The sequence below is a fragment of the Thalassomonas sp. M1454 genome (assembly GCF_007097525.1).
Lineage (GTDB): Bacteria > Pseudomonadota > Gammaproteobacteria > Enterobacterales > Alteromonadaceae > Thalassotalea_A.
Map to the genome: position 1 here is coordinate 288365 of NZ_VKDD01000001.1, position 11828 is coordinate 300192.

Sequence of the window (11828 nt, forward strand, 5' to 3'; positions counted from 1 at the left end):
TTTTAGTTATAACTAGCGCTGCTAAAGCGCAGATGACTTATTAGTATCATAGCTCTAATTTTCTAACAAGCTTTTTATAGCAATTGTTTACATTTAATTAATATTCATTTTTGATGAATTTATATTCTCTACAGCGTTTATTTGCTGAATTTCGATAACTAGCTAAGCTTAATAACTCTAATACAAATTAAAAAATGGATTTTTTATGGCATTAGCATGTATATACTCCCGCGCTCGGATAGGGCTTGAGTCCCCATTAGTTACCATCGAAGTACATTTATGCACTGGTTTGCCCGGTTTTCATATTGTTGGTTTAGCGGAAACATCAGTTAAGGAATCCAAAGATAGAGTACGCAGTGCCTTACTCAATTGCGGTTATTCGTTTCCAAGTGAAAAGATTGTCGTTAACCTAGCTCCAGCCGACTTGCCCAAAGAAGGTGGTCGCTTTGATTTGCCAATCGCTATTGGCATTCTTGCCGCGTCAGACCAAATACCAACAACAGAGCTTGCACAATATGAATTTGCCGGCGAGCTTGCCTTATCAGGTGAGCTAAGGCCAATAATAGGTGAAATTCCTTTGGCTATTGCCTCGCGCAATGAGCAGCGCACATTAATTTTGCCTTATAAAAACGCTCAGCAAGCTTGTTGGGTTAATGATGCAGCAATTATTTCATTGCAACATTTAAAGCAACTATTTCCTCATTTCGCTCGTCAGCAATTATTACCTTTACAAAGTAATAAAAGTCCTGAATTAGATGTAGATGAAAATAAAATATGTATCGATGATATTGCCGATGTTATGGGTCAACCTATGGCTAAACGCGCCTTAGAGATAGCGGCAAGTGGATCGCATAATCTACTATTTGTAGGCCCACCAGGTACAGGTAAAACCATGTTAGCTAGTCGATTACCAGGAATTTTACCGCCGATGACCAAAGAAGAATCGCTAGAAACGGCAGCCATTCATTCTATTTGTTCTACCGCTTTTGATCATAAACATTGGCTACAACGGCCATTTCGAGCACCTCACCATACCGCATCCTCTGCAGCACTAGTTGGTGGTGGCGCCCAGCCTAACCCCGGAGAAATTTCACTTGCCCACAATGGCGTATTATTTTTAGATGAACTCCCTGAATATGATCGAAAGGTTCTAGATGTTTTACGAGAGCCGATGGAATCTGGCGAAGTGACTATTTCAAGAGTAATGCACAAAACAACTTACCCAGCTAAGTTCCAATTAGTTGCGGCTATGAACCCATCACCGACAGGGTTTTATAATGATAATCGCTCTACTCCTGAGCAAATTCTAAGATACTTAAGTAAATTATCAGGTCCTTTTTTAGACCGCATTGATATTCAACTAGAAGTCGCTAGGCTTCCAAAAGGCTTGTGGAATAAAACTAATGCTAACAATGAAACCAGTGAAGTAATAAGAGCCAGGGTAAAAACTTGCCGAGAAATACAACTTGCTCGGCAAGGTAAAGCTAACGCGCATTTATCAAGCCCAGAGTTAAAAGTGCACTGCCATTTGAGCATTGAAGATTGTGAGTTTTTAGAGTTAGCCGTTGAAAAGCTTGGTTTATCAACGCGCGCGCATCATAAAATATTAAAGATTGCTCGCACTATTGCAGACATGCAAGGACTCGAAGATATTGCCAGAGAAAATATTATCGAAGCTTTATCTTATCGGGCAATGGATAGATTGATTCAGCACTTAACCGCAAGTTTATCTGCTTAAAATGGCAGGATAAATTATGGGTTACATTTTAAGCACGTATGGAGTAACACAATTACATAAAACTCGCCTAGAATGTAAACTTATATGGTTTACATCTACTTTTACAAAAAAGGTTTTTAATGAAACATACGATAATAGCTTTAGCTTTATTAATGGTTAGCTCCTTCAGCTTTGCCTCCGAGCTTAAAAGTGATGAAATGTGCCAAAAATATATCAACAACCTGTTTACTGATGTTCATATTGCTGAACAAGTGGGTATGCAAGCACTTAGGGTATCGTTAAATCGCATTTCTGATGAGCACCCAGAGTATTTGAATATAGCTACGGAAATAGCCTTTGGTACAGCTTTAGATGATGCTGGTCATGCTCGGGTTGGCTCTTATATCAATGTTATGTGTACCAAAGAAGGTACTGTGCTTATGGATCTTGTCTATAAAATACTACTAGAAGAATCGATCAGAATAACGAAAGAGTTAGAAGCTACAAAATAATTCATAGAGCCATAAATCATTTGTTTTATGGTTCACTAATTGTTTCTAAAAACGCCTTAATTACGGGCTCTTGCATACGTTTAGTTAAACAACAAACACCTAACTCGAACGGTTTAATGGTATGACTTGGGGTAAGTCTTTTAATTCGCTCTTTTACTGGAGAGTTATCAATAACAACTTCAGGCGCAATACCTACACCACAACCAAGTGCCACCATAGACACTAGAGCTTCATGGCCAGACACTGTTGCATAAATATTTGGCTTACCTTGCCCTTTTTGCCTGTACCAATGTTCGAAGCGTTTCCTGGCACTGCCATGATCAGGCAAAATTATCGGAATAGTCGACCAGTCAATCTGACGAGCTTGCAATTGCTGCTGAACCTGGCATTCAATAGTTGGCGCAATTATGGTTAGCGGTATTTGGGCGATAGAGAAAAAATGACAACTGCTCGATAGCTTTTCTGGGTGCGCAGCAATGGCAAAATCAACTTGCTTCCCCTTAACTTGCTCTACCGCATTAGCAACGTTGCCCGTCTCAAGCATTATTTCGATATGAGGGTATTTACGGCGAAAGCCATCAAGTAACTGTGGCAAATGTGAATAAGCCGCGGTTACAGAACAGTAAATACTTAATTTACCTTGCAGTTGTGGTTGCTCGGCATGTAAGTCACCTTGTAAATCTTGCCATAATTGCAATTGCTGCTTTGCATAGCTTTCAAATCTAAGACCAGCAGCCGTTAATACCACCGAGCGATTATCTCGTTGTAACAGCTGACAACCTAGCTCATCTTCAATACGTTTGATCATACGCGATAAGGTAGACGGGCTAACATGATGCGCGTGAGCTGTTTGCCCAAAGTGTAAAGTTTGCGCTAAGTGACAAAATACCTGCTGTGATTTTATATCCATGGTTCAATTCAACTAATTCGGCAACAACCGTTGTTGCAATATATGCAACATAGTAATGCAAATATATCATTTTAAGCAACACAATAAATGAGTTAACCTGCAGTTAATGAATCGCTAAAGCAGTAAAGAACAGCCTTAGCAAGCAAAACAAACATGGATTTAACGGAGTTTCCAATGTCGAATTATTTTAATACTTTAAGTTTACGTGAAAAATTAGCCCAATTAGGTAAGTGTCGTTTTATGAAACGCGAAGAGTTCAGCGATGGCTGTAACTTCCTAAAAGGTTGGAACATCGTTATCGTTGGTTGTGGTGCTCAAGGTCTTAACCAAGGTTTAAACATGCGCGATTCTGGCCTAAACATTTCTTACGCATTACGTGATGCAGCAATTAGCGAAAAACGTCAATCATGGCAATGGGCTACAGAGAATGGTTTCACGGTTGGTAACTACGCCGAGTTAATTCCACAAGCTGACTTAGTATTAAACTTAACACCAGACAAGCAACATACTTCAGCTGTAAACGCTGTTATGCCTCTGATGAAACAAGGTTCAACTTTAGCTTACTCACACGGTTTCAACATTGTTGAAGAAGGTATGCAGATCCGTAAAGACATTACTGTTGTTATGGTTGCACCTAAGTGTCCAGGTACGGAAGTACGTGAAGAATACAAGCGTGGTTTTGGTGTACCAACACTTATCGCTGTTCACCCTGAAAACGACCCTCAAGGTAATGGTCTAGCTATTGCTAAAGCCTATGCTTCTGCAACTGGTGGCGATCGCGCTGGTGTTTTAGAGTCATCATTTATCGCTGAAGTTAAGTCTGACTTAATGGGTGAGCAAACAATTCTTTGTGGTATGTTACAAACGGCTGCAGTATTAGGCCACAAGCAGTTACTTGCACAAGGTATGGACGCAGGTTACGCACGTAAGTTATTACAATACGGTTTAGAAACAACGACTGAAGGCTTAAAGCACGGCGGTATCACTAACATGATGGACCGTTTATCAAACCCTGCAAAAATTAAAGCGTTTGATATGTCTGAAGAATTAAAAGTAATCTTACGCCCACTATTTGAAAAGCATATGGATGACATCATCGAAGGTCGCTTCTCTGCCACTATGATGGAAGACTGGAAAAATGATGATGCTAACCTTTTAAAATGGCGCGCAGAAACTGCTGAAACAACGTTTGAGCAAGCACCTGACTGTGACACAGAAATTACTGAACAAGAATACTACGACAAAGGCATTTTCGTTGTAGCCATGATCAAAGCGGGTGTTGAATTAGCATTTGAAGCTATGGTTGCCGCAGGTATTATCGAAGAGTCAGCATACTATGAGTCACTTCATGAAACGCCATTAATTGCTAACTGTATCGCTCGTAACAAGTTATACGAAATGAACGTAGTAATTTCAGATACTGCTGAATACGGTAACTACTTATTTACTCACGCAGCTGTACCTCTACTTGCTGATTACGCAAGCAAATTAACGTTAGAGCAATTAGGTGAAGGTATCCAATCAGCATCAAATGGCGTTGATAACGTACGTTTAATCGAAGTAAACGAAGCAATCCAAAGCCATGGCGTTGAAGTAGTTGGTAAGAAACTACGTGGCTACATGACTGATATGAAACGTATTGTTGAAGCAGGCTAATCAAGAGGGTCAGATCAACTTGAAAACTTGCTAAAGATACAAAGCCTTAATGTGTAACATTAAGGCTTTTTTAATATTTTAAATTATATCTATTGGTTCAGATTAAATCTGACATTTAAATTCGAATAAAAAGTGTAGCTAAATACTTTTATTTCTTCTTAAACACACAACTAAAAGCAGTAAGCCATATAGTACTGCACCACCAGAGCTATCTTCTTCAGTGACCACTTCTTCTTCAGTAACCACTTCCTCTTCAGTAACCGCTTCCTCTTCAGTAACCGCTTCCTCTTCAGTAACCGCTTCCTCTTCAGTAACCGCTTCCTCTTCAGTAACTACTTCCTCTTCAGTAACCACTTCCTCTTCAGTAACCGCTTCCTCTTCAGTAACCGCTTCCTCTTCAGTAACTACTTCCTCTTCAGTAACCACTTCCTCTTCAGTAACTACTTCCTCAGCAACAGTCATTATCATATCAAGCTCTTTAGCCACTTTTTGGGCTAAGGTAGAAGCACCATCAACGGTCAAATGTACATTATCGGTTAGGTGCGATTCATCTGTAAAAGTATCTGAATCGATTAAAAATAAATTTTCATCTGTATTCTCGAGCTCACTAAAAAGAACTCTCAGTTGCTCACGATATTCAACTTCAGCATCTATATGCTCTTGTGTAACTTTTTCATTTGGCGTTAAAACTGCTGTTAATAATGGCATCAACACTATTTTAGTTTCACTGTGCGTTTGCCTAATCAAGCTGTACACCTCACTCATTAACTCTTTATATTCAGTCGCGCTTCGATCTATTTTGTGCGCATCATTGTAGCCCCATAAAATAGTCACTACATCTAAATGAGCAATATCAGTTATAGCTTCGGCTTGGATTAAGTTAGTTTTACTACCGCTAACGGCTAAATTATGTAGCTGATAGCCTAATTGTTCAGCAACTAGCCATGGCCAGGTTTGTACCGTTTGATCTTGACCTATGCCATGGCTAATACTATCTCCGAGCACAGCTAATACAGGCTTATTATTTTCTATAATCGGTTCTAGTTGATAGTTAGGTTCCAACTCAATTTCGGTTATTATAGGATTAGCGAGAATTGGAAAAATTAGTTCATATTCTTGCGCCTCAAGTCTATCGCTATTTAAAACAAATTCGCCGGCAAACTCTCCATTAAGTACATTAGGCTCGACAATTTCGTCACTAAGCACACCATCACGTTTAAACCTAAACTCGCCTAAATCTCTATCAATCCGATTTTTACTTGGGTCCAATTCTGTTGCAGTTAAATTTTCTGGATCGGCAACATGACTCAAATCCTTAACAAAACGTAATACTATTGTTGGGCTGTTAGTTTTAAAGCGCATAGTAATACCAGATGTCGACAATGCTTTACCTACTCGTTGAGATTGAAAACGAGAACTTGCTCCAGCTAAACTATTGTTTTTATCAATCGTATCTTTTGCAAAACGGCGTAACATGATGCCTGGTGATTGCGGGTGGTTAGTGCCATCCACCTCTACAGCTCCTGAATATAAAATACATGGATTATTACTCAAAGGGTAAGTATTGGTACTAACACCATTAACTTTTATTACAGCAGAACAAGTGTTTGCTCTTACCTGAGAAAAAGAAAATAAACTTAAATAAGTCACCAATAATACTAATAGTTTGAATGTATTTTTAAGGCTTAACAGTTGTAACATTAATTTTTTTCTATGATTCTTACTTACTAATGTTATTTCATTTATTGACCACATGCTTACTCACCTAACCTGTTGTAAAAAGAGTGATTCATTCATTTTAAAACTTTAAATAAGAGAACTAATCACCAAAATTGTTACATGAAATTAACATGCAGAAAACGTTTACACAAGTTCAAAAATCTTAAATATACCAACAAAAAAAGTAATGATTGCACCTCTGTGCAACCAATAAATCAATTTAAAAATCACATTTGATAGCATCATAAAAGCTAAATATCTGCCTAACCCTATGAAACAAGATATATTCCAAACAAACCAAACAGAGAAAACGTTTACCTAATTAGGGCTGTTAGAAACTTTTGATTGTTAATAGTTGAGCAGCTAAAAATTAAAATAAATACGAATAAGTGAAATGGAGGAAGGGGGGTAAATATGAATAACAATGAAGTTTAAATTGGCCCTATAAAAAATATAGGGCCATCGTAGCCTGCTAATGGATTAGCATAGCCTTAAGATCTAACTTCGCCCTCGCCAAATACGACAAATTTTTCAGTGGTTAGAGCTTCTAATCCCATAGGGCCGTATGCATGTAACTTACTAGTTGAAATTCCTATTTCCGATCCTAAACCAAGTTCACCACCATCAGAAAATCTTGATGACGCATTTACCATTACCACGGATGAGTTAATACGGCGCACAAATTCACGGCTACGACTGTAATCTTGGGTAACAATAACTTCGGTATGATCAGAGCTAAACTGTTGAATGTGCGCAATTGCTTGCTCAAAGTCATCAACTTGTTTAACCGCAATTTCTTGCGCTAAATATTCGGCATCATAATCTGCATCGGTTGCTAGCTCTGCATTTTCAAAATAGCCAATAGTGCTGTTACAAGCATGAACCTTTACCTTAAATGGTGCTAACGCAACAGCCGCTTTAGATAAAAAGTCATTACTGACATCTTGATGTACAAGTACCGTTTCAAGTGAATTACAAGCACTAGGGCGCTGAGTTTTACCATTAACCAGTATATCTATGGCTTTATCTAAATCAGCATATTTATCAACGTATAAATGACACACGCCTTTGAAGTGTTGGATCACTGGAATACGTGAGTTATCACTGACGTATCGAATCAAACCTTCTCCACCTCTAGGGATCACCAAATCAATGTCCTGATTCAAGGTTAATAGCTTTTCTATTACAATGCGATCAGGATTTGGTACAACAGAAATCACTTCAGCCAGTAAGTTAAAGTCAACTAAGGTTTTATGTAAAACTTGCGCAATAGCTAAGTTACTATGCAGTGCTTCTGAGCCACCTCGTAAAATAACACCATTACCTGATTTTAAACAAAGCGCAGCAGCTTCCGCGGTAACATTTGGGCGAGCTTCGTAAATCATGGCGATAACCCCTAAAGGGATGCGCATTTTAGCTACTTCAATGCCACTTGGCCTTTTACTTGTTGGTGAAACACTACCAACTGGATCGGCTAAATTGGCAATTTCAACAATAGCATCAGCAATATCATTTATACGTTCTGGGTTTAGCAATAATCTGTCCAGCATTGCCGTTGATAAGCCTTTTTCTTCACCCGCACTAATATCTTTAGCATTTTCATTAAGAATTTTTGCTTGCTCAGCTTTAATATTTTCAGCCATAGCTAACAATAATTTATTCTTGGTATTGGTATCTAATTGCGCTGCTTGTAATGATGCTTTACGGGCTTTTTTAGCCAGTAAAGCAATATCAAATTCTGCGTTAATGTTATTACTCATTTAAGTGTTACTCATTTATTTCTTTAATTTGCATCGCCCGCTGTAATCAGCACTAAATCATCACGATGAATAATTTCTTTACTAGGGCAATAACCTAAAATAGTTTCAATATCGTTACTGTTTTTACCCTGTAATTTTTCTAAGTCTTGGCTACTGTATTGGCAAATGCCTTTGGCGAGTACTCGCGTACCACAACTAGCGGTTATATTAACCGACTCACCTTTAACAAAATCACCATAAATTTCAATAATACCCGAGGGCAGTAGGGAGGCCCCTTTATTTACCACGGCATTGATAGCACCTTCATCGATAACAATAGAGCCATGACTTTTTAAGGTATGCTTAAGCCAGTATTTTTTAGCTTTTAATGGTGACTGCTCAGCGATAAATCGAGTGCCTGGGTTCTCACCTTTAAGTAATCGATCAAATATTTCGCTTTTACTGCCATTTAAAATATAGGTTTGAATGCCGTGTTCACAGGCTTTTTCAGCTGCTTGAATTTTAGTTTTCATACCGCCTGTGGCAATACGATTACTTGTGCCGCCTGCCATGGCATATAAGGCATCATCAATTTTATCTATTTCAGAGAATAACTTGGCATCAGTATTTTTGTGGGGATCCTTATCGAAAACACCATCAACGTCGCTTAAAATCATTAAACAGTCGGCATCACTCACCATAGCCACAAGCGCAGCTAAGTTGTCGTTATCACCAACCTTTAACTCTTCAGTGGCAACAGTGTCGTTTTCATTTACCACTGGCAGTACTTTATTTTCAAGTAAAATGCGTAAGGTATTTTTAATATTTATATAGCGTAAGCGATCTTTTAAATCGCCATGAGTAATAAGCAATTGCGAACACTTCGAGTCAAAAAAGCGTTGCCAATTAGCCATCATTTGCATTTGACCGACAGAGGCCATTGCTTGCTTGCAAGCGATAGAAGGGTTTGCTGAACCATGAGCAATTAGTTTACGCCCAGCCGCAACACTACCAGATGAAACTAAAATTACCTCTTTGCCTTGCTCTTGGCACTGACTTATAAAGCGAGCAATGGCCAACAGATACTTGCCACTACAACCTTTACCTTCTGGCGCCACTAAGGCACTGCCTACTTTAATCACAACACGTTTGAAATCCATTACCCTGCCCAAATGAAACATATTTCTATACCTTAAGAAGACCCTAAAATGGCAAAACTTGCAACTAACATTTTGTAATAAATTAGAGACTTTTGATAAAAATTACTCTCGATAATATATTTTGCTATTTTTATGCCTGAAATGACCTTAAATATAAAGTGAATCAGCTATTTGTCAGCTTAATGAGAAATGCTATGCTATTCATAATCATGTAATTTTATGGAAAACTTATGTCAGAATTGATTCAAACATGGCTCGTTGAATATGGTCTAGGAGCTAATTTAATTCAACCCGTCTCGGCAGCGATTGGCTTAAGCATTTTATTATGTATTTGCTGGTTAAGTTATTACTTTGCTAAATATTTAGTATTAAATGTTGTCCATAAAATTGTGACCCGCAGTTCAAATACGTTAGATGACTTAATGATTGAACATAAGGTATTTACCCGCACATCTTGGTTAGTACCTATCGTTTTACTGTTAGCTTTTATTCCCGTATTTATCAGTGAAAATCCCCTACTTACCGATGCATTAACTATTTTTGCCAAGATAGCATTAGCACTACAGGTTGCACGTAGCCTGAGTTCACTACTAAATGTTACTAATGCCGCCTTTCAAGAATCGAGTAAAGAACGCTATTTACCGCTAAATGCTACGGTGCAGTTATTAAAACTAGCCATTTATATGGTGGCAACCATACTAGCCATTTCGGTATTAATTGACCGCTCGCCAATATACTTACTTAGTGGTTTAGGTGCTCTAACAGCAGTTTTATTATTAGTTTTCCAAGATACAATTAAAGGCTTAGTGGCCAGCATTCAAATCTCAGCAAATAAGATGGTGGCGCCAGGTGATTGGATTTCAATGCCGCAATATGGCGCAGATGGCGATGTACTTGAAATAGCACTAAATACAGTAAAAATTCGCAATTTTGATAACACCCTAACCACAGTGCCAACTTATGCATTAATCAGCGAATCATTTAAAAACTGGCGTGGTATGTCGACTTCAGGTGGCCGTCGTATAAAGCGTAGTTTGAGTATTGATGTAGCCAGTATACATTTTTGCTCTGAGGCATTACTGAATAAACTAGATGAAGTTGAGTTACTAAAAGACTATTTAGCTAAGAAAAATTCGGAAGTAAGCCAGCATAATACAGAAAAGGGAATTACTGATAACTCAGTTAACCCTAATAGCCGACGTTTGACCAATATTGGTACTTTTAGAGCCTATATCACCGCTTATTTACAAAACCATCCTAAAGTACATGACAATATGACTTGTATGGTTCGCCAACTTGCACCGACCGACAAAGGTGTTGCACTAGAGCTTTATTTCTTTAGCAATGATACTAATTGGGTTAATTACGAGGGTATACAGGCGGATATATTTGATCATTTATTCTCTATCGCACCATTATTTGAACTAAGAATCTTTCAAACGCCAACAGGATACGACTGGCAAAAGTCTTTATCTTAGAGCTGAAGGTAAAAGTAAGATCAGCATATATTACCCAACAAGGGATATATGCTGACCTAAAATAAGCAGTATTAGTATTGTCTTATTACCCCTTCCTGAGCGGTAGATGCAACTAACTCACCAGCGCGATTAAATATCTTACCTCGAACTAACCCTCGGCCACTACTAGCTGAAGGGCTATCAATATCGTATAACAACCAATCATTAAAGCTAAATGGGCGATGAAACCACATAGCGTGATCTATGGTGGCAATTTGAAAATCTCGCGACCAAACACTCTTCCCGTGAGGGTGAACAGCTGTAGGTAAAAAGTTATAGTCAGACGCATAACCTAACACATACTTGTTTATACCTAAGTCATCAGGCATTGTGCCTTTTGCTCGCATCCAAACTTGGTTTCTTGCCTCTGATTTTTGCGGGTGCAGCCAGTCATATTCTTTAACAGGTCTAAACTCGATTGGCCGCTCAGCAAATATAGTATCGTGCATTGCTAGTGGAATTTTATCTTTGTGCTGCAGCTGCAAATCAAACATACTCATTAGCCCCTCAGGACCAGGTACGTCTGGCATTTGGTCTTGATGCTCAAAACCTTGTTCATCTAGTTGGAAAGAGGCCATTAAGTTGAAGATAGTTTTACCATGTTGCATTGCTTGCACACGCCTTGTGCTAAAACTGCGGCCATCACGAGTTACTTCAACCAAATAAGTAATTGGTTTCGTTGCATCCCCCGGTCGTAAAAAATAAGAGTGGAAGGAGTGTAATTGTCGTTCATCAGATAATGTTTGCTTTGCTGCTGATAGCGCCTGGCCTATGACTTGGCCACCAAATACAGCCTTAAAACCTAAGTCTTGGCTTTGCCCTAAAAATAAATTGTCGTCTAATAGCTCAAGTTTTAATAAACCTAGCAACTCTTTAAGAACCTTGCTCATTATTATAA

Annotated in this window: 9 protein-coding genes; 4 read left to right on the forward strand and 5 right to left on the reverse strand. The window is 38.5% G+C overall.

Going from position 1 to position 11828, the window contains the following annotated elements; translation table 11 throughout:
• Positions 1 to 205 precede the first annotated feature (205 nt).
• Together FNN08_RS01255 and FNN08_RS01260 are read left to right on the forward strand one after the other, a co-directional pair.
• Positions 206 to 1738 carry a YifB family Mg chelatase-like AAA ATPase gene (locus FNN08_RS01255; RefSeq protein WP_143582826.1) on the forward strand — a complete coding sequence of 511 codons (1533 nt, stop codon included), beginning with the start codon at positions 206 to 208 and terminating at the stop codon, positions 1736 to 1738.
• A gap of 119 nt (positions 1739 to 1857) precedes the next feature.
• Positions 1858 to 2229 carry a hypothetical protein gene (locus tag FNN08_RS01260; protein WP_143582827.1) on the forward strand — a complete coding sequence of 124 codons (372 nt, stop codon included), beginning with the start codon at positions 1858 to 1860 and terminating at the stop codon, positions 2227 to 2229.
• Positions 2230 to 2254: 25 nt separating this feature from the next.
• Here FNN08_RS01260 and ilvY read toward each other — a convergent pair whose 3' ends face one another.
• Entirely contained in the window at positions 2255 to 3139 is an 885-nt protein-coding gene (gene ilvY / locus FNN08_RS01265) for an HTH-type transcriptional activator IlvY (protein ID WP_143582828.1), read from the reverse strand.
• Positions 3140 to 3313: 174 nt separating this feature from the next.
• Here ilvY and ilvC point away from each other — a divergent pair, with 174 nt between their 5' ends.
• Positions 3314 to 4795, forward strand: coding sequence for a ketol-acid reductoisomerase (gene ilvC, locus FNN08_RS01270; RefSeq protein WP_143582829.1), 1482 nt, complete (start codon positions 3314 to 3316; stop codon positions 4793 to 4795).
• 138 nt (positions 4796 to 4933) lie between these two features.
• Here ilvC and FNN08_RS01275 read toward each other — a convergent pair whose 3' ends face one another.
• The 3 genes from FNN08_RS01275 to proB form a co-directional block, all read right to left on the reverse strand.
• Complete coding sequence (locus tag FNN08_RS01275; RefSeq protein WP_143582830.1) at positions 4934 to 6550, reverse strand: SGNH/GDSL hydrolase family protein; 1617 nt, start codon at positions 6548 to 6550, stop codon at positions 4934 to 4936.
• Positions 6551 to 7005: 455 nt separating this feature from the next.
• Positions 7006 to 8274, reverse strand: coding sequence for a glutamate-5-semialdehyde dehydrogenase (locus FNN08_RS01280; protein WP_143582831.1), 1269 nt, complete (start codon positions 8272 to 8274; stop codon positions 7006 to 7008).
• 23 nt (positions 8275 to 8297) lie between these two features.
• A complete protein-coding gene (gene proB / locus FNN08_RS01285) occupies positions 8298 to 9413 on the reverse strand; it encodes a glutamate 5-kinase (RefSeq protein ID WP_143582832.1) in 1116 nt (371 codons plus the stop codon).
• A gap of 230 nt (positions 9414 to 9643) precedes the next feature.
• Here proB and FNN08_RS01290 point away from each other — a divergent pair, with 230 nt between their 5' ends.
• Complete coding sequence (locus tag FNN08_RS01290; protein ID WP_143582833.1) at positions 9644 to 10891, forward strand: mechanosensitive ion channel family protein; 1248 nt, start codon at positions 9644 to 9646, stop codon at positions 10889 to 10891.
• A gap of 71 nt (positions 10892 to 10962) precedes the next feature.
• On the opposite strand, the gene tesB is transcribed toward FNN08_RS01290, so the two are convergent.
• Positions 10963 to 11820, reverse strand: a complete 858-nt coding sequence (tesB, locus tag FNN08_RS01295) for an acyl-CoA thioesterase II (protein WP_143582834.1) — start codon at positions 11818 to 11820, stop codon at positions 10963 to 10965.
• Between the last annotated feature and the right edge of the window lie 8 nt (positions 11821 to 11828).

Bases quoted from the DNA above. Each gene is read 5' to 3' on its own strand.
- FNN08_RS01255 (WP_143582826.1), top strand. From the start codon at position 206: ATGGCATTAGCATGTATATACTCCCGCGCTCGGATAGGGCTTGAGTCC.
- FNN08_RS01260 (WP_143582827.1), top strand. From the start codon at position 1,858: ATGAAACATACGATAATAGCTTTAGCTTTATTAATGGTTAGCTCCTTC.
- ilvY (WP_143582828.1), bottom strand. From the start codon at position 3,139: ATGGATATAAAATCACAGCAGGTATTTTGTCACTTAGCGCAAACTTTA.
- ilvC (WP_143582829.1), top strand. From the start codon at position 3,314: ATGTCGAATTATTTTAATACTTTAAGTTTACGTGAAAAATTAGCCCAA.
- FNN08_RS01275 (WP_143582830.1), bottom strand. From the start codon at position 6,550: ATGTGGTCAATAAATGAAATAACATTAGTAAGTAAGAATCATAGAAAA.
- FNN08_RS01280 (WP_143582831.1), bottom strand. From the start codon at position 8,274: ATGAGTAATAACATTAACGCAGAATTTGATATTGCTTTACTGGCTAAA.
- proB (WP_143582832.1), bottom strand. From the start codon at position 9,413: ATGGATTTCAAACGTGTTGTGATTAAAGTAGGCAGTGCCTTAGTGGCG.
- FNN08_RS01290 (WP_143582833.1), top strand. From the start codon at position 9,644: ATGTCAGAATTGATTCAAACATGGCTCGTTGAATATGGTCTAGGAGCT.
- tesB (WP_143582834.1), bottom strand. From the start codon at position 11,820: ATGAGCAAGGTTCTTAAAGAGTTGCTAGGTTTATTAAAACTTGAGCTA.